At 29.7% G+C, this 18,716-nt stretch carries 16 protein-coding genes, 6 tRNA genes and 2 other annotated features; of the genes, 19 read left to right on the plus strand and 3 right to left on the minus strand.

Annotation, left to right across the window (positions count from 1 at the left end):
* Positions 1 to 7: 7 nt before the first annotated feature.
* From CLHOM_RS06990 to CLHOM_RS07025, 8 genes are all read left to right on the plus strand, one after another.
* Complete coding sequence (locus CLHOM_RS06990) at positions 8 to 1,057, plus strand: ABC transporter ATP-binding protein (RefSeq protein ID WP_139205657.1); 1,050 nt, start codon at positions 8 to 10, stop codon at positions 1,055 to 1,057.
* Complete coding sequence (locus CLHOM_RS06995; protein ID WP_052220986.1) at positions 1,057 to 2,031, plus strand: ABC transporter ATP-binding protein; 975 nt, start codon at positions 1,057 to 1,059, stop codon at positions 2,029 to 2,031. The genes CLHOM_RS06990 and CLHOM_RS06995 overlap by 1 nt, the downstream gene beginning before the upstream one ends.
* 311 nt (positions 2,032 to 2,342) lie before the next feature.
* A tRNA-Val gene (locus CLHOM_RS07000) sits at positions 2,343 to 2,418 on the plus strand.
* 18 nt (positions 2,419 to 2,436) lie between these two features.
* Positions 2,437 to 2,513 (plus strand) — tRNA-Asp (locus CLHOM_RS07005).
* A 4-nt stretch (positions 2,514 to 2,517) separates the two neighbouring features.
* A tRNA-Phe gene (locus tag CLHOM_RS07010) sits at positions 2,518 to 2,593 on the plus strand.
* A gap of 5 nt (positions 2,594 to 2,598) precedes the next feature.
* Positions 2,599 to 2,673: transfer RNA gene (locus CLHOM_RS07015), tRNA-Gly, on the plus strand.
* Between the two features lie 6 nt (positions 2,674 to 2,679).
* Positions 2,680 to 2,754 (plus strand) — tRNA-Cys (locus CLHOM_RS07020).
* Between the two features lie 107 nt (positions 2,755 to 2,861).
* Positions 2,862 to 2,936 (plus strand) — tRNA-Cys (locus CLHOM_RS07025).
* Positions 2,937 to 2,968: 32 nt separating this feature from the next.
* Here the strand turns inward: CLHOM_RS07025 and CLHOM_RS07030 are convergent.
* Entirely contained in the window at positions 2,969 to 3,670 is a 702-nt protein-coding gene (locus CLHOM_RS07030; RefSeq protein ID WP_052220987.1) for a DUF6873 family GME fold protein, read from the minus strand.
* Positions 3,671 to 3,779: 109 nt separating this feature from the next.
* Here CLHOM_RS07030 and ytxC point away from each other — a divergent pair, with 109 nt between their 5' ends.
* The 11 genes from ytxC to CLHOM_RS07085 all read left to right on the plus strand — a co-directional run bounded on the left by ytxC (position 3,780) and on the right by CLHOM_RS07085 (position 15,706).
* Complete coding sequence (ytxC, locus tag CLHOM_RS07035) at positions 3,780 to 4,679, plus strand: putative sporulation protein YtxC (RefSeq protein ID WP_052220988.1); 900 nt, start codon at positions 3,780 to 3,782, stop codon at positions 4,677 to 4,679.
* Positions 4,680 to 4,729: 50 nt separating this feature from the next.
* Positions 4,730 to 4,954 (plus strand) — a binding site (T-box leader).
* A gap of 73 nt (positions 4,955 to 5,027) precedes the next feature.
* Positions 5,028 to 6,941 (plus strand): threonine--tRNA ligase, encoded by a 1,914-nt coding sequence (thrS, locus tag CLHOM_RS07040; RefSeq protein ID WP_052220989.1) that lies wholly within the window; start codon positions 5,028 to 5,030, stop codon positions 6,939 to 6,941.
* Positions 6,942 to 7,203: 262 nt separating this feature from the next.
* Positions 7,204 to 7,698: a translation initiation factor IF-3 gene (gene infC, locus CLHOM_RS07045; RefSeq protein WP_052220990.1), complete on the plus strand. Its 495-nt coding sequence runs from the start codon at positions 7,204 to 7,206 to the stop codon at positions 7,696 to 7,698.
* Between the two features lie 27 nt (positions 7,699 to 7,725).
* A complete protein-coding gene (rpmI, locus tag CLHOM_RS07050) occupies positions 7,726 to 7,923 on the plus strand; it encodes a 50S ribosomal protein L35 (protein ID WP_052220991.1) in 198 nt (65 codons plus the stop codon).
* Positions 7,924 to 7,953: 30 nt separating this feature from the next.
* On the plus strand, positions 7,954 to 8,313 hold the full coding sequence (rplT, locus tag CLHOM_RS07055; RefSeq protein ID WP_052220992.1) for a 50S ribosomal protein L20: 360 nt from the start codon (positions 7,954 to 7,956) through the stop codon (positions 8,311 to 8,313).
* Positions 8,314 to 8,400: 87 nt separating this feature from the next.
* Complete coding sequence (locus tag CLHOM_RS07060) at positions 8,401 to 9,744, plus strand: TrkH family potassium uptake protein (RefSeq protein WP_052220993.1); 1,344 nt, start codon at positions 8,401 to 8,403, stop codon at positions 9,742 to 9,744.
* 11 nt (positions 9,745 to 9,755) lie between these two features.
* On the plus strand, positions 9,756 to 10,415 hold the full coding sequence (locus CLHOM_RS07065) for a potassium channel family protein (protein WP_052220994.1): 660 nt from the start codon (positions 9,756 to 9,758) through the stop codon (positions 10,413 to 10,415).
* Between the two features lie 20 nt (positions 10,416 to 10,435).
* Positions 10,436 to 11,224, plus strand: coding sequence for a TrmH family RNA methyltransferase (locus CLHOM_RS07070; protein WP_052220995.1), 789 nt, complete (start codon positions 10,436 to 10,438; stop codon positions 11,222 to 11,224).
* A gap of 75 nt (positions 11,225 to 11,299) precedes the next feature.
* Positions 11,300 to 11,516, plus strand: a binding site (T-box leader).
* Positions 11,517 to 11,580: 64 nt separating this feature from the next.
* The gene (gene pheS, locus CLHOM_RS07075; RefSeq protein ID WP_052220996.1) at positions 11,581 to 12,600 is read left to right on the plus strand and encodes a phenylalanine--tRNA ligase subunit alpha; all 1,020 of its coding nucleotides are present in this window, start codon (positions 11,581 to 11,583) and stop codon (positions 12,598 to 12,600) included.
* A 30-nt stretch (positions 12,601 to 12,630) separates the two neighbouring features.
* Complete coding sequence (gene pheT, locus CLHOM_RS07080) at positions 12,631 to 15,009, plus strand: phenylalanine--tRNA ligase subunit beta (protein ID WP_052220997.1); 2,379 nt, start codon at positions 12,631 to 12,633, stop codon at positions 15,007 to 15,009.
* A gap of 103 nt (positions 15,010 to 15,112) precedes the next feature.
* A complete protein-coding gene (locus CLHOM_RS07085) occupies positions 15,113 to 15,706 on the plus strand; it encodes a cell division protein ZapA (RefSeq protein ID WP_052220998.1) in 594 nt (197 codons plus the stop codon).
* Between the two features lie 79 nt (positions 15,707 to 15,785).
* Here the strand turns inward: CLHOM_RS07085 and CLHOM_RS07090 are convergent, their stop codons facing one another.
* Together CLHOM_RS07090 and CLHOM_RS07095 are read right to left on the minus strand one after the other, a co-directional pair.
* On the minus strand, positions 15,786 to 17,390 hold the full coding sequence (locus CLHOM_RS07090; RefSeq protein WP_052220999.1) for a hypothetical protein: 1,605 nt from the start codon (positions 17,388 to 17,390) through the stop codon (positions 15,786 to 15,788).
* An 87-nt stretch (positions 17,391 to 17,477) separates the two neighbouring features.
* Positions 17,478 to 18,704 (minus strand): hypothetical protein, encoded by a 1,227-nt coding sequence (locus CLHOM_RS07095; protein ID WP_052221000.1) that lies wholly within the window; start codon positions 18,702 to 18,704, stop codon positions 17,478 to 17,480.
* Between the last annotated feature and the right edge of the window lie 12 nt (positions 18,705 to 18,716).

An 18,716-nucleotide genomic window follows, 5' to 3' on the forward strand; every position in this document is an offset into this window, starting at 1 on the left:
AATTATGGTGAATAAGATATTAGACGTGAAAAATTTAGAAGTTTCCTTTGATACTTATGCTGGAGAAATACAATCAGTAAGAGGAGTATCCTTTGACTTATATGAAGGTGAAACTATTGCTATAGTTGGAGAGTCTGGTTGCGGTAAATCGGTTACATCAAAAGCAATAATGAGATTAAATCCAGAACCACCAGCAAGAATTAAGGGTGGAGAGATAATATTTGATGGAGAAGATTTAGCTAAAAAATCAGAAAGGGAAATGACTAAAATCAGAGGTAAAAAGATTAGTATGATTTTCCAAGATCCAATGACCTCATTGAACCCAACTATGACTGTTGGAAAACAAATTGTAGAAGGGCTTAGAAAGCATCAAAATATTTCATATGAAGAAGCTAAAAAGAGAGCTATAGAAATGTTAAAGCTAGTTCAAATACCTAATCCTGAAAAGAGATTTGAAGAATATCCTCATCAGTTCTCAGGTGGTATGAGACAGCGTGCGATGATTGCAGTTGCCTTAGTATGTAATCCAAAGCTTTTAATAGCTGATGAACCAACGACAGCTCTAGATGTTACTATACAAGCACAAATTCTAGATGTTATGAAGGATCTTCAAAAGAAGATTAATACTTCAATAATTATGATTACTCATGATTTGGGAGTTGTTGCAGATATAGCACAAAGAATTATGGTAATGTATGGAGGAAAGATTGTAGAAAAAGGAACTGTCAATGACATATTCTATAATTCTAGACACCCATATACTTGGGGTCTTCTAAAATCAGTTCCAAGACTAGATATAGACAAGGAAGATGAAAGATTAGCATCTATTGAGGGAACACCTCCAGATTTATTTGCTCCACCAAAGGGATGCCCATTTGCAGATAGATGTGAACATGCAATGAAAATCTGTAGGGAAGATATGCCTCCTATATTCGATATAAAGGAAGGACATCAATCAGCATGTTGGTTAAATCATCCAGATGCTCCTGTGGTTGAAGCACCTATTAATAAGCCTCATAGAGGTATTGCTGGAGAGAAAGGAGGTACAAGGGACTAATGAATCTTAATAAAAATGATAAACAAGTATTAGTAAAAGTACAAAATCTAAAAAAATACTTTGAAGTTGGCAAAGACGTTTACCTAAAAGCTATTGATGATGTTAGCTTTGATATATATAAAGGAGAAACTCTAGGACTTGTAGGAGAATCGGGTTGTGGTAAATCTACTACTGGAAGAACTATCTTAAATATTTATAAAGCAACAGAAGGAACAGTTGAATTTAATGGTAAAGATGTTCATAAGATGAATTCTAAAGATAAAAAAGAATTCAATAAAAAAGCTCAGATGATATTCCAAGACCCTTATGCCTCTTTAAATCCAAGAATGCTTGTAGGAAATATAATAGGTGAGGGACTTGATATTCACGGTATTTTAAAGGGTGAGGAAAGACAAAATCGTATATATGAGCTCTTAGAGTTAGTAGGATTAAATAGAGAGCATGCTAACCGTTTTCCGCACGAATTTAGTGGTGGTCAAAGACAAAGAATAGGTATTGCTAGAGCGTTAGCTTTAAACCCAGACTTCATTGTTTGTGATGAACCTATTTCGGCCTTAGACGTTTCTGTACAAGCACAAGTTGTTAATTTACTGCAAGACTTACAAAAACAATATGGATTAACTTACTTGTTTATAGCTCACGATTTATCCATGGTTAGATACATTTCTGATCGTGTTGCTGTAATGTATCTTGGTGTTATAGCAGAACTTGCTGAAAGTGATGAGTTATATGAGAATCCAATGCATCCATATACAAAGGCATTACTATCAGCTATTCCAATACCGGATCCAGATATGCAAAAAAGCAAAAAACGTATTCTACTAGAAGGGGAGGTGCCAAGTCCTATTAATCCTTTACCTGGATGTAAATTTGTTGAACGTTGTCAACATGCCACAGAAAGATGTAGAGAGGAAAGACCAGAATTAAAAGAGGTAAAACCTGGACACTTCGTTGCATGTCATATATTTGGCTAAGGAAAATGTACTACAAAATAAGTTGAGGTGAACAGTGCCCTGTGAGATAGATACAGAGAATAGATTGTATTTTTATTTTACAGGGTATATGTTATTTTGCTTAGATAGATTAACTAATTAAATTTTCAAATATATATATATAATAATATTTATTTTCATAAATAATAATTTTATATATTGACAAAGTGAGGATAATTTTATATTATATTAATGCACCGAGCAAGTAGAAGAAATACCTAAATTAGTCAATAAAAAGATTGTTGACAAAGATAATAAAACATTATATAATATTATTTGTTGCTAATAAACATGGGCGCATAGCTCAGCTGGGAGAGCATCTGCCTTACAAGCAGAGGGTCACAGGTTCGAGCCCTGTTGTGCCCACCATGTTTTTTAATACATTATGGCCCAGTGGCTCAGTTGGTTAGAGTGCCGGCCTGTCACGCCGGAGGTCGAGGGTTCGAGCCCCTTCTGGGTCGCCATAATGGCTCGATAGCTCAGTTGGTAGAGCAGAGGACTGAAAATCCTCGTGTCACTGGTTCGATTCCAGTTCGAGCCACCAATTTTGCGGGAGTGGCTCAGTGGTAGAGCGTCACCTTGCCAAGGTGAACGTCGCGAGTTCGAATCTCGTCTTCCGCTCCAAAATAAGGCGCTATAGCCAAGTGGTAAGGCACGAGTCTGCAAAACTCTGATCCCCCAGTTCAAATCTGGGTGGCGCCTCCAAAAAGCATCTTAATAATATGTTTAGGATGCTTTTATTATTCCTATTAATAAAAGATTTTGTCTCAAATATTTTTATTCAGCATAGTATATTATATAAAACAAAATGTGGCGCTATAGCCAAGTGGTAAGGCACGAGTCTGCAAAACTCTGATCCCCCAGTTCAAATCTGGGTGGCGCCTCCAAAAAAGCATCTTAATAATTTTTAAGATGCTTTTTATATTGCAAAAATACTTCCTCTATCTATTAGTGGACCTTCTCTTAAAAATACAGGTGTAACTTTATGTTTTTTTAGAAAATTCATAACTTCATCTCTGTATTTGTAATATTTTAAATTGCCGTAGAATGCTAAAACATCTTCTCTAATTAGGCCACAACAACCTCCTATAAAGCCATAATTAAGTCCAGGAAGTAAAATATCTCCTGGTGGTAATAAGAGTACATCTATATGATTTGAAGATAAAATGGAAGCAATTCCAGTGTCACTAGTTATAATAGCTTTATCATTTATTATAGCTGTAGAACACTTTGTATATCCTTGTTTTACTTTAAGAAAATTTTTTTGGTACTTAAAGAAGTTTAGCAAATTAGTATCAGTATAATCAAGGTAGTGGACAAAGTAATTAGAAATATTTAAAGCGTTTAAGATAATATCGTGTGGATAAGCAGATTTTAATGAGGAATTGCTGTATAAAATGTTATATCCAGAATCTTTTAATATACAAACAAATTCCTTTGGCATATCTTTATGAACAATTATATTTTTACTATTCAGGATATGCATTAGCATGTCAGGATGACCGGAAACTGAAAAATGCAAATCTTTTGAAGGAGGACATAATAAGAAATTATATCCCAGCTTTAATATGCTATTCTTTTCCTCTTCAGAAATTCTATAGTCAACAATTAATTTTTTCAATTAAATCACCACTCATCTAATTTCACTTTAATTCATATTACAAAATTTTAATCAATCTGTATAGACATTTATTTTAAACATATACTAACTCAAGGAAGGAGTGAAGTATGTGCTACTATTAACTATCGTTTTTGAAAAGGATTACCAGGACATTGTAGATGAATTAAGGCAGATGAAAGAGTATTTTGATGAAAAAGATACTTTTATTGGAATTTCTGAATCCTTGGAATTAGACACTCATTTCATAAAAATATTTTGCAGTGATAAAGATTACAGTACAAAGCTAGTTAATAAGTTTAATTTATATATATCAAATATTATATATAAAATTGTAATAAAAGAATTTTGTTATGATGAGATATATCATTATTTAGTAGATACCTATTTCTTCTTAAGATATGATGAGTTAAAAGAAATATCTAATAGAACTTTAGAAATATTAAGAAATGAAGAAGTAATAAATGATGAAGATATGGTTTATTGTTTAAACAAGAAAAATGCAATTATAAATAAAATAAAAGCTTGCGTAGAAGAAAATAAAGAAATAAATATAAAAGGATTTATTACTTTTAGACTAAAAGAACTTAAAGGAGAATTAGAAGCTGTTATCGATAGAGTTGTAGAAAAGTTCATGGCTGAAAAAGAGTATAATGAATTTATAAAGCTATTAAAATATTTTGTGGAGGTTCAGGAGAGCAAAATCGATTTAATAAATATAGTGATTACTTCCGATGGAAATTATATTATAAAGGATAGAGAAGGAAAAGATATAATGGATCAATTGTTAAGTGATTTATCGGATGCAAGATATTCAGATTCTATAACAGTTGAGGATTTAATTATAAGTGGACTCATAACATACTGTCCTGAAAGAATCATTATTCACAATAGAAAAAATTCTAAAAATAAAGAGGTAATTGACACAATAACAAAAGTATTTGAGGAGCGGGTAGAATTTTGCCACGATTGCAAAATGTGTAAGAAGGTAAAAAATATAGTAAAGGCATAAAGGTATTGACAGTATGGAGTATAAAGAATATAATCATAAAAAAGAATATTATAAAAACAGTGAAAAGGAAAAGTAAAAAGTTTACTGATCTAAGAGAGGAAAATTCGTCGGCTGCAAGATTTTCTGTTTAAGCACTTTTGAAAACCACCTTTGAGTTGAATATTGAAATAATAGTAAGTATTTTCCGCTTTTCTGGCGTTATAGTTAATGAGATAACAATATCTAGATTTATATTGTTAATTTGGGTGGAACCGCGACGTTTACTCGTCCCATTTTGTTTGGGATGAGTTTTTATTTTTTGTGAAAAATATAAAATTATAAATTGATTATTAAAAGGGGAGGAAAACTATGTTAAAGGTAACATTAAAAGATGGAAAAGAGCTTCAAGTTGAAGAAGGTTTAAGTGTTGGTGAAGTAGCTAATATAATAAGTCCTTCATTAAGAAAAAAGGCTTTAGGCGCTAAAATAAATGGGAATAAAGCTGAGTTAATGGATAAGATTACTGAAGACTGCACTTTAGAAATTTTAACCTTTGAAGATGAGGATGGAAAGGCAACTCTTAGACATACAGCATCTCACATCTTAGCTCAAGCTGTTAAAAGATTATATCCAGAGGTAAAGCTTGCTATAGGACCTTCTATAGATAATGGATTCTATTACGATTTTGATGCAGATTTTCCATTTACTCCAGAGGTTATGGAAAAAATAGAAAAAGAAATGGAAAAAATAGTAAAGGAAAACATGCAGCTTGAAAAGTTTGTTTTAAGCAGAGAAGATGCTATTAAGTTTATGAAAGAAAAAGATGAACCATATAAGGTTGAACTTATTCAAGATTTACCCGAAGATGCGGAAATTTCTTTCTATAAGCAAGGAGAATTTGTTGATCTTTGTGCTGGTCCACATGTGCCTTCAACAAAAGAAGTAAAGGCCATAAAGCTTTTATCTGTTGCAGGTGCATACTGGAGAGGAAATGAAAAAAATAAAATGCTCCAAAGAATATATGGAACAGCTTTTACTAAGAAGAGCGACTTAGATGATTATATTCACATGCTAGAAGAAGCTAAAAAGAGAGATCACAGAAAAATAGGAAAGGAATTAGGTTTATTCGTAATTCCAGAAGAAGGTCCTGGTTTCCCATTATTCTTACCTAAAGGAGTACAGATTAAAAATAGTCTGTTAGAATACTGGAGAGAGATTCATAGAAAAGCAGGATATGTAGAAATTGAAACTCCTATCATATTAAGTAGACATCTTTGGGAAAATTCAGGTCACTGGGATCATTATAAAGATAACATGTACTCAGTATCTATTGATGATCAAGATTTTGCTATTAAGCCAATGAATTGTCCAGGAGGCATGCTTGCTTATAAAACACAAATTCATTCTTATAGAGAGTTACCAATGAGAGTGGCTGAACTAGGTAGAGTTCATAGACATGAACTTTCAGGAGCTTTACACGGACTAATGAGAGTAAGAGCCTTTACTCAAGATGATGCTCATATATTTATGCTTCCAGAGCAAATAAAGGACGAAATCAAAGGAGTTGCAAAGCTAATAGATGGAGTTTATAAAACTTTTGGATTTAAGTATCATGTAGAATTGTCTACAAGACCAGAAGATTCAATGGGAACTGATGAAGAGTGGCAAATTGCTGAAGATGGATTGAGAGAAGCTTTAGAAGAATTAGGACTTCAGTACAAGATAAACGAAGGTGATGGAGCTTTTTATGGTCCTAAAATAGATTTCCACTTAGAAGATTGTATAGGAAGAACATGGCAATGTGGAACAATTCAGTTAGATATGCAAATGCCTCAAAGATTTGACTTAAACTATATTGGAAAAGATGGTGAAAAGCATAGGCCTGTAATGATTCATAGAGTTGCTTTTGGAAGTATAGAAAGATTCATCGGTATACTAATAGAGCACTATGCAGGAAAATTCCCAGTATGGATAGCACCAGTTCAAGTTAAGATTCTTCCTATATCTGATAAATTCATGGATTATGCAAAATCTGTAGAGAAGACTCTTTTTGAAAATGGTATTAGAGTTGAGATAGACGATAGGGCAGAAAAAATAGGATATAAAATTAGAGAAGCTCAGCTAGAGAAAGTTCCTTACATGCTTATATTAGGAGAAAAGGAAATGAGTGAAAATAATATTTCAGTAAGATCTAGAAAAGATGGAGATTTAGGATCTGTTAGCTTAGAGTCATTTATAGAAAAAATCAATTCAGAAATTACAAATAGAGTAAATGAATTATAAAAAACTATTGACATGTTTTATATATAATAGTAAAATACATTATGTTAAGTGGAAACGAAGCTGTTTCTCACCTTACAGCATCGCTAGGAAGGTATACATACGAGCTATTTTAAGCTTATTTGCTATGTATTGTATGGGACGGCTTATGCCGTCCCTTTTTATTTTCATAAAGATAAGAATAATTATTCCGTAGAGTATAAATTTTAATATTTGTATCTATGAATTCTTTTGGAGGTGAAACAATATTAAGAAAGAAGTTCTTATAAATGAAGACATAAAAGAAAAAGAAGTAAGATTAATTGATAGTAATGGAGAGCAATTAGGAGTAGTTAACATAAATGATGCAATGAAGCTTGCTGAAGAAAGCGAAATGGATTTAGTTATGATATCAGCAAATGCAAATCCTCCTGTTTGCAGAATAATGGACTATGGTAAGTTTTTGTATGAACAAACTAAAAAGGTAAAAGAAGCAAAGAAAAACCAGAAGGTTGTAAATATAAAAGAAATAAGACTAAGTCCTACTATCGAAGAGCATGATATTGAAATAAAAGCTAATAATGCTAGAAAGTTTCTACAAGATGAAGATAAAGTAAAGGTTACAGTAAGATTTAGAGGAAGAGAAGCCGACTATTCATACAAAGGGAATTCAATATTAGATCTCTTTGTTTCAAAAATAGAAGATGTTTGTGTTGTTGAAAAGGCAGCAAAACTCGAAGGAAGAAATATGATTATGATATTAGCTCCAAAGAGAGCATAATTGAAAAATTGAAAGGAGGAAATTCAAATGCCAAAAATGAAATCACACAAAGGTGCAGCAAAAAGATTTAAGAAAACAGGAAGTGGAAAGATAAAAAGAGCTAAAGCTTTTAAGAGCCATATATTAACAAAGAAATCTTCAAAGACAAAGAGAAATCTTAGACAAAGTGCTTTAGTATCTGATACACAAGAAAAATCAATAAAGAAGATGTTACCATATCTATAATCGATATATTTAAAGAAGGAGGTTTATTTAATGGCAAGAGTAAAAAGAGCTATGCACGCTCGTAAAAAACATAAAAAAATATTAAAGCTTGCAAAAGGATTTTATGGAAGAAGAAGTAAAACCTTTAGAGTAGCAAACGAAACTGTATTAAGAGCAATGAATTTTGCTTTCGTAGGTAGAAAGCTAAAGAAAAGAGAATTTAGAAGACTTTGGATAGCAAGAATAAATGCTGCAACAAGATTAAGTGGTCTTTCATATTCTAGATTTATAAATGGAATAAAGCTTGCAGGAATAAATATGAACAGAAAAATGCTTTCAGAGATTGCAATAAATGATCCTAAAGCTTTTGCTGATTTAGTAGAAGTAGCTAAAAAACAATTAAATGCTTAATAAAATGCGGCCTAATAGCTGCATTTTTATTATTTTTGACATTTAATTCGTAAGTGATATAATCTTAAATAAACGTAATAATTAGAGGTGTTGGAGTTGGAAAAAAAATCTAGCAAAAACTTATCACCAGTGCAAATATTAGCCCTAGGATTTGGTATAGTAATATTAATAGGTGCATTATTATTAATGCTTCCTATTGCATCTAAAGATGGAACAGTAACACCGTTTATTGATGCCTTTTTTACTTCAACTTCTGCTGTTTGTGTTACTGGACTTGTTACTCTTAACACAGCTGAGCACTGGACCTATTTTGGAACTACTGTTATAATATTTCTAATTCAAATTGGTGGTTTAGGATTTATGTCCTTTGCAACTTTGTTTGCCCTTATTTTAGGAAAGAGAATAACATTAAAAGAAAGACTAATAATGCAAGAAGCTATGAATACTTTCTCTCTTCAAGGACTTGTAAAGCTAGCAAAATATATTCTTATTTTTACCTTTGCTATTGAAGGTGCAGGTGCACTATTTTTGTCAACTCAGTTCATACCTGATTATGGCATTGGCAAAGGAATTTATTTTAGTATATTTCACTCAATATCTGCATTTTGTAACGCAGGCTTTGACCTTACTGGGAATAGTTTAGTACCATATGCAGAAAACTCAGTTGTAATACTTACAATTTCAGCTTTGCTTATAATTGGTGGCCTTGGATTTGCAGTTTGGGCTGAGATATATAATTATAACGGAACAAAAAAAATATCTTTACACTCTAAGCTTGTAATTGGAATGACAATTCTACTAATTTTAGTTGGATGGATTTTCATGTTTTTATTTGAAATGAATAATCCTAAAACAATTGAAAATATGTCAATGAAGGGTAAGTTACTATCAGCTTTTTTTGCTTCTGTAACTCCAAGAACTGCAGGATTTAATTCTATTGTGACCTCGGACATGACCTTGGCTGGTATCTTTTTAACTATAGTGTTAATGTTTATTGGCGGATCCCCAGGAGGAACAGCGGGAGGAATTAAAACAACAACAGCTGGAATACTTTTTATGACAATAATTAGTGTTATGAAAAATAAAGAAGATACTGAAATTTTTGATAGAACAATTAGTAAAGGGTTGGTTTATAAAGCTTTTGCAATATCAACTATAGCTATAGCATTGATAATAATAGAAACAATGATATTATCTTTTACTGAATTAGGAGCATCCTTAGAGTACATTATCTATGAAGTTACTTCTGCTTTTGGTACTGTAGGGCTTTCTTTAGGACTTACGCCAAATTTAAGCTTAGTTGGTAAAGTTTTCATAGCTTTAACTATGTATATTGGAAGAGTTGGAGTATTAACCTTATTATTAGCTTTATCAAATAAGAAGAATGGAAATACAATAAAATATCCGGAAGGTAAAATTCTTGTGGGGTAGAGGTGAATTTTATGAAAAAGAAACAATTTGTTGTAATAGGAATAGGAAGATTTGGAAGTTCAATTGCTAAAACATTGTATTCATTAGGAAATGACGTAATGGTTATAGACTCTGATGAAGAGATAATTCAAGAAATGGCTGATAGTGTAACTCACGCGGTGCAAGCAGATGGTACAGATGAACACAGCTTAAGGACTCTTGGAATTACAAATTTTGATGTGGCAGTGATAACAATAGGCTCAAATGTTCAGGCAAGTATTATGACAGCACTATTAGTTAAAGAATTAGGCGTAAAAACAATAATTGCAAAAGCAAACACTGAATTACATGCAAAGGTACTTAAAAAAATTGGAGTAGATAGAGTTATTTTTCCAGAAAGAGATATGGGAATTAGAGTTGCACATAATTTAGTTTCTGCAAATATTTTAGACTATGTTGAATTATCAGATGATTATAGCATTGCTGAAATTGTAAGTCCACAGGAGTGGCACGGAAAAACAATGAAAGAGCTAAATTTGCGTTCAAAATATGGAATTAATGTTATGGCAGTAAAGAGGGACAATGAAATAAATATATCACCTTCTGCTGATGACCATATTGAAGAAGGTGATGTAATAGTAGCAATAGGTGGAATTGAAGAGTTAAATGCCTTAGAGAATAAAATAAAATAATATACCTTGAGGAGACTTCCATGAATATAATAGAAAGTAAAGATAACTTACTTATTAAGGAAGTAAAAAAACTTCATAAAAGGAAAAACAGAATTGAAAAAGGACAATTTATTGTAGAGGGTTTTAGATTTGTTGAAGAAGCTTTAAAATCTTTTTTTAAGGTAGAATATCTATTCATTGGTGAAGATGTTTTAGATAAGTATAATTCTTTAAATATAAAGAATTTTATTACTAAAGAAACTAAAATTTATGTTGTTAAGAAAAATATAATCAAAGAATTATGTGAAACTGATAATCCACAAGGAATTATAGCAGTTGTATGGAATAATGAAAAGGAATTAGTAGATAATATAGGTTTCTATGTTCTAGTGGATAAGATTCAAGACCCTGGAAACTTAGGTACTATAATTAGAAGTGCTCATGCCAGCGGTGCTCTTGGAGTAATTACAACAAAGGGTACAGTAGACGTATATAATGACAAAACCTTAAGGGCTACAATGGGTTCTATTTTCAATATTCCAGTTAAAGAAGATGTTGAATTTCAAATAATAAATAAACTTAAAAAAAATGGATTTAAATTTATTGTAAGTTCTCTTGATACAGAGAAAAATTTTTATAATATAGATCTAAAAGGTAAAGTAGTAATTTGTGTAGGAAATGAAGGAAATGGAATAAGTGAAGAGGTTTATTCATTTTCTGATGAAAAGGTTAAAATTCCAATGCCTGGAGGAGCTGAATCATTAAATGCAGCGGTTGCCGCAAGTATTATGATGTATGAAGTGGTAAGGCAAAGTATTAGTTGTAAATAAAATATAAAAAATGTTTGAATTTTTTTAATCTGATAGTTATAATATTATTTAAGCTTATAATCAAAAAATAAATATACATAAACTATGATAGAGAGAGTAGATATAGAATTATTTTTACAGGGAGAATAAGCCATAGACTGAGAGCTTATTAAAAGAATATATATTGAAGTTCACTCTGGAGTTCTAGTTGTGAAGATAGTAGCAATTAGCGGTAAATCCGATAAAATTTTGAGGGAGCTATATTGATTTATAGCTAACAAGGGTGGTAACGCGGATATACTTCGTCCCTATTTTGGGACGGAGTTTTTTATTTTTTTGCATTTTTACTTATTAAATTAAACGAAAGGAGTACTATTATGAGAGAAAAATTAGAACAAATAAAAAGCAATGCACTAGAAGAATTAAAGAATATTGCAAATAAAACTGAGCTTGAAAATATTAGAGTAAAATACCTTGGGAAAAAAGGTGAACTTACTGAAATTTTAAGGGGAATGGGTAAGCTTTCCGCAGAAGAAAGACCTATAATAGGGAAATTAGCTAATGAGGTTAGAGAAAAGCTAGAAAACTTTATTGAAGCTTCTCTTAATGAAATGAAATCAAAAGAAAAGGAAATGAAATTAAAAAGTGAAATTATCGATATTTCAATGCCAGGTAAGAAACCAGTAATTGGCAGCAAGAATCCTTTAGAATTAACATTAAATAGTATTACAGATATATTTATATCTATGGGATTTTCTATTGAAGAAGGTCCAGAGGTTGAAAAAGACTATTATAACTTTGAAGCTTTGAATATACCTAAAAATCATCCAGCAAGAGGAGAGCAAGATACATTCTATATAAATGACGATATAGTTTTAAGAACTCAAACTTCACCTATACAAATAAGAACTATGGAAAATCAAAAGCCTCCAATTAAAATGATTGCACCTGGAAAGGTTTATCGTTCAGATGCGGTGGATGCTACACACTCTCCAATATTTTATCAAATAGAAGGACTAGTAATAGATAAAGGAATTACTTTTGCAGATTTAAAAGGAACTCTTGAAATGTTCATAAGAAAAATGTTTGGAGATAAAATGGAGACATTATTCAGACCACATCATTTTCCTTTTACAGAACCTTCTGCAGAAATGGATGCAACATGTTTTGTGTGTGGTGGTAAGGGATGTAATGTTTGTAAGAATAGTGGATGGATTGAGATATTAGGCTGCGGAATGGTTCATCCCCAAGTATTAAGAAACTGCGGAATTGATCCAGAAGTATACAGCGGTTTTGCTTTTGGTTTTGGATTAGATAGAATGGTAATGCAAAAATATGAGCTAGATGATATTAGATTACTATATGAAAGCGATATGAGATTTTTAAATCAATTTTAGTTATTAATTGTATAATGAGGAGGAAATAAAATGAAAGTACCAGTTAATTGGCTTAAAGATTATGTTGATATAAATGTTTCACCAAAAGACTTAGCAGATGCGTTAACTCTATCTGGATCTAAGGTAGAAGAAGTAATTGTAACTGGAGATGTAGTTGATAACGTAGTAACAGGTAAAATAATTAAGCTGGAAAAACATCCTGAAGCTGAGAGATTATCAATTTGCCAAGTAGATATTGGAAAAGATGAGACAATTCAAATAGTTACTGCGGCAACAAATATGAAAGAAGGAGACATAGTACCTACTGCACTTCATGGATCTACTTTAGCAGATGGAACTAAAATAAAAAAAGGAAAGCTTAGAGGAGAAGTTTCAAATGGAATGTTCTGCTCTGAAGAAGAATTGGGAATAGCAGGAGATGAGCCTGTTCATGGGTTAATGATTTTACCTACTGAAACACCTATAGGAAAAGATATTAAAGAAGTTGTTAATATGCAAAAGGCTATAATAGATTTTGAAATAACTTCAAATAGACCAGATTGCTTAAGTATTATTGGGATTGCTAGAGAAACTGCAGCTACCCTTGGAAAAACATACAGACTTCCAAACTTAAATTATAAAGAAACTTGCAGTGATAAAATAGAAGGAGATATTAAGGTAGAAGTTAGAGATTCTCTTTGCAGAAGATATATGGCTAAAGGAATTAAGAATATTGAAATAAAGCCTTCTCCTCAATGGATGCAGGAAAGACTTATAGAAGCTGGAGTAAGACCTATAAATAATATAGTTGATATTACAAACTTTGTAATGATAGAAATGGGTCAACCAATGCATGCTTTTGACAGAAGAGAGATAAGTTCAAATATTATTGTTGTTGAAAGAGCCTATGATGGAGAAAAATTTACTACCTTAGATGGGGAAGAAAGAATTCTAGATTCTTCAATGCTTAACATAAAAGATGGGGATACCACTATTGGTCTTGCAGGAATCATGGGTGGTTTAAATTCAGAAGTAAAAGAAGACACTAAGGAAGTAATTTTTGAATGTGCAAACTTTGATGGAACTAATATAAGAATCTCATCAAAAAAGCTTGCTTTAAGAACAGAAGCCTCAGGAAAATTCGAAAAGGATTTAGATCCTAATCTAACAGAAATGGCTTTAGCTAGAGCTTGTGCCCTAGTTGAAGAAATAGGTGCTGGAGAGATTATGGAAGGTACTATTGATATTTATCCTGAAAAAATAGAGAGTCACATTTTAAAGGTAGATTCTTCATGGATAAATAAATTTTTAGGAATAAATATATCTAAAGAAGATATGAAGGAATACTTGGAGAGATTAGACTTAAAAACAAGTATTGAAAATGAAGATTTAGTAATTACAGTACCAACCTTTAGATCTGATATAAATATAAAAGAGGATGTTGCAGAAGAAATTGCAAGAATATATGGCTATAATAAAGTTCCATCAACTATCCCTAGTACTCAAACTGAAAAAGCTGGTAAAAGTCATAAGCAAATACTTAGCAGTAAGCTAGTTGATACACTTATTGCCAGTGGACTAAATCAAGCGATAACTTATTCTTTTGTAAGTCCAAAGGTTTTTGATAAGGTATTAATAAAGAGTGATAGCGCTCTTAGAAAGGTTGTAGCAATAAAAAATCCACTAGGCGAAGATTACAGTATTATGAGGACTACAACAATACCTTCAATAATGGAGGCTCTAAGCAGAAATTATGCAAGAAATAATGAAATTGTAAGATTATTTGAGATAGGGAAAATATATTTACCAAAAGAAGATCCAAAGGAATTGCCAGAAGAAAGAAACATATTAACTATAGCTATGTATGGTGAAGCAGATTATTATGATATAAAAGGAATAGTGGAAAATGTATTAGTTTCATTAGGAATAGAAAATGCAAAATTCCAAAGAGAAACTAATAATGATAGCTATCATCCAGGGAAAACTGCTTCAATAGTTATAAAGAAAGAGCAAGCAGGTGTAGTTGGAGAAATTCATCCAGAGGTTGCAGAAAATTATGAGGTTGAAGAAAGCTGTTATATAGCAGAAATTAATTTAGATGTATTATTTAGATATGCTAAACTAGATAAAAAATACATTCCTCTTCCAAAATTCCCTGCCGTAACAAGAGACTTAGCTGTTATAGTTGACGAGAATATTTTAGTTCAGGATATAGAAGATATAATTAAAAATCAAGGTGGAGCTATTCTTGAAAGCGCAAAACTCTTCGATGTATACAGAGGAAAACAAATACCAGAAGGAAAGAAAAGTATTGCTTATTCTTTTGTTTATAGAGGAGAGAATAAAACACTAACAGATAATGAAGTTAATAAAGTTCATGATAGAATTCTTAAAGCTTTAGAGAATAAATTAGGTGCTGAATTAAGATAATCATAGATAAATCAATCCTTGCATAATAAAGTGTATTTTATATATTGCTAATTTGTGTTAAAATATAGATAAATAATTGAATTTATCTTAAGAGGGTGTTCAAATGAATGTTGTAACGGTTAAAATAAATGGTTCAGAATACAATTTAAAAGGTGAGGAAAGAGAAGAATATTTGCATAGGGTAGCAAGTTATGTAGATAAAAGAATTATAGATATGCTAAAAAAGAATAGCAGACTTAACGTGTCAGATGCTTCTGTTCTTGCAGCGTTAAATATAGTTGATGAAAAATTTAAGGCGGACAATATCATTGAAACCCTTAAAAAAGAAGCTGAACAGGCAAGCAATGCTGAGAAAGCGTTACAGACACAGGTTAATGATTTAAAAAGGCATATTAATAATTTAGAGGAATATAACATAGAATTGCAAAATAAGCTTGAAAGCACTAAAAGCGGAGAGTATATAAAAGAAATAGAGGATGAAAATAAAGCTTTAAGAGAAGAATTGGAGTTATTGAAAGAAACTTCAAAAAAATATTTGAAAGAAAAGAATGATTTAAAGGCAGAAAATAAAGAGCTTAAGTTCCAAGTTCAATCCTCAAAATATAAAATAATGGATCTTCAAAATAGACTGATAGAAAATCAGATTGACTTAGCTAAGATTAAGAAAAAAGACAATCCATTATTGAATATAAAATAAGTAAAGCCTCCTATGATAATAAAATTATATCTAGGAGGCCTTTTATATAATCTATTTTAAAATATTGGTAGGTAATTATCTAATATCCAGTTTTAAATATTTTTTTAATAAAAGACTCTTTATTTTTCTCTTCTAAAAAATTAAGTTGAGTTTTTAAATTATTAATCTCTTCAGTCTTATCTTTTACAAGCCTGTTTAATTTAGCTATTTCTTCTTTAAGGTTCTTCAACTCATTTGAATAATTAGACCTTTCCATATCTTTTTCAGTAATAAGTTTTTTCAATTCTAATATTTCCTCTTCTTTTTTCCCTAATTCAAGTTCTTTATTTTGCAATTTTGATGTAGAACTTGTTAGATCTTTTAATTTTTTTTCATAAGAAAATATTAAATTTTGCTTTTCAGTTAGAGCCTTTTCTAGTGTATTGATTCTATTATATTTTTTGGTGATTTCTTCATACAAAGATGCCATACCTAAACGAAGTTTATTTTTTTCTTCATCATTTTTTGCTTTATTTTTAGAAATTAAATTTAGTTTTTCTTCATATTTTTTTAGTTTAATGTTAAGTTCTTCAACTATATTTTCTTGTATTGGATTTAAATACATATCCTTATTAGCTATTTCGTAAGAGTCTATTTCTTTTACCGTGAAGTTTTTAGCAGAATAATTATTATTAATATTCATTTCAATTTTTTGGCTTTTATCTAAATGTTTTCTATAAAAATAATTATCAGTATAAATAGTTTCATTTTCACATTCTATAGCAAATATAAAGTTAGTATAAATATTATTATTTGATTGAAAAGAGAATTTTTTTATATTTTTAATATTAAATATATCTAAGTCAATAATATATTCTGTATTATTATTTAAGTCTATTTCTTTTAATTTTATGATATTGTCTACTATATAAAGTAAATTAAACTTATTTTTTAAGCCTAAAAATATAGTATTTGAACTAAAAATATTGGAATATTCTTCAATTAAATCTCTTTTTATATTCGATTTTGAACCAAATCCAAATCTCATTAAATTATTATTTATATTTTGCTTTGAAAATATAAATGAGTATCCAATAATCTCTTTAAATTTAATAAAACTGTAATCTTTTATTAAAAAATAAGCTGAATCTAGAACATTAAAATTACTCCAACTATTTTTTCTAAAATTAAATTCTCTATAGCCAATCAAATTTGGATATCCATTTTTAATATAGCAAATGGATAACTCATTATTTTCTGCATTTATTATAAATGGAGGCTTACAGCTTTTGTCTATTATATCTAATATTAATGGTGGGGATAAGAGTAATTTATTGTTTAGTATTCTAAAACAAAGCGTATTATTATTTATATAAAATATGTTTAATGCATTATTTACAGAAGCGATTTGGACATATTTTGCATTTTGTAAGGATTCTATGAGAGTTATTCTATTGGTTATTTCTTCATTCAATATTGTGAATAGGATTAGCTCTGTTTCGTAACTAGTAATAATAAGTGATATTTCATTATTATGATTAAGTATGACATTATTTAAATATTTACAATTATTAATTATAAATTTTTCCTCAATAAGTTGATTTTGTTTATATTTTACTAGGTATATTTTCTCATCATTTCTATAAAAATAAAAAAGTTCATCTTTAATTTCAATCAAAAAAGTCTCTTCTTTAAATGAATTCATACTACTCCTCCACAATATTACTACTATATAATATGATTCTAGTCATATATTTTATAACTAGTAAAATATTAAGCATTTTAAACAAATTTATTTCATATTGAGTAGAGAATTTATTATTTTATCTTTTTCTTCTAAGAATTTTATTAAATTACCTATAGTATGTAGGTAATTATTGCATATATTTTTATGATATTCTTCTATTTGATTTGAATGGGTTAAATTCTCTATTTGAGTATTAAGATATCTTTCGTATAGAGCTTTTTCTTTCAAGCTATATTCAAGATTCATTTTTTTATATATTTGTGGCAGGCTTTCATAATCGTAAATAACATTATCTTGAATTTCTACATTTTCCTTATTTTCAAAAGAGCTTAATAATAAATATATTTTAGAAGCGTTTATATAGGTTTTTAACTTTTCACTGTTATATTTAGTAATTTTAATAATTGTTGCTTTAACTAAATTAGAATTATTAAATTTAGTTATATAGTTATAATTCCATGTTTTTAAATTATCTGATACAGCAATGTTTATAGGATTAGTATTATGCCAAACTACATATATTTTTCCCATATAGGAGGATACATTTGGATTTAGAATATTTTCAGGAAGATATAGGCTACACTCATCATTTAAATATCCGTTGTTATGCTTCACAATAAGTTCTCTGTAATATATTGATAAATTTTTTTTATGTAGCTTATTGTAAAATATTAGCAATCTGTTTTTATAATTTATAAAAGACATATTATTTATATCTGATATAGTAAATCTAGCAATTACCCTATTGGTTAATAGATTATATAAAGTATATTTTCCGTCATTAAAATCCTCACATATAAGAATAAACGTAGTATCATCCTTATTACAAATAGTAAAAGGGTTATTGTAACTAGCACAATTACTACTAGTTATAAGACTAATATTATTTGTATTAGTATTGCAATGAAATATAAGTCCAGTTTTACTAAAATTGCTCCAGCCTCTAAAAATTATTTGGATATTATTATATGAATTTACAATTAGATTTAGGGAATCTATATTTTGGGTGTAAGGTTTATAAAATAAAAATTCATTATTATAGATGTTTCTATAAACTTTATTTTCTAAGTCAAATTCAATTATAAAAACAGAATAGTTTACAGTATAATAGCAAATCCATAAAAAGTAATTATTACACGTTAATGTATATCTTAAAACGCTTTTATCGATTACTTTTATATTATTACCTTCACTAATATATAGTGTATTGTTAATTAAAAATATATAAAAGCAAAAGTCTTTATAATGTATTATATTTAAATCTTTAATCATAAAACCACCTAA

The organism is Clostridium homopropionicum DSM 5847 (genome assembly GCF_001263795.1).
Taxonomy (GTDB): Bacteria; Bacillota; Clostridia; order Clostridiales; family Clostridiaceae; genus Clostridium_H; species Clostridium_H homopropionicum.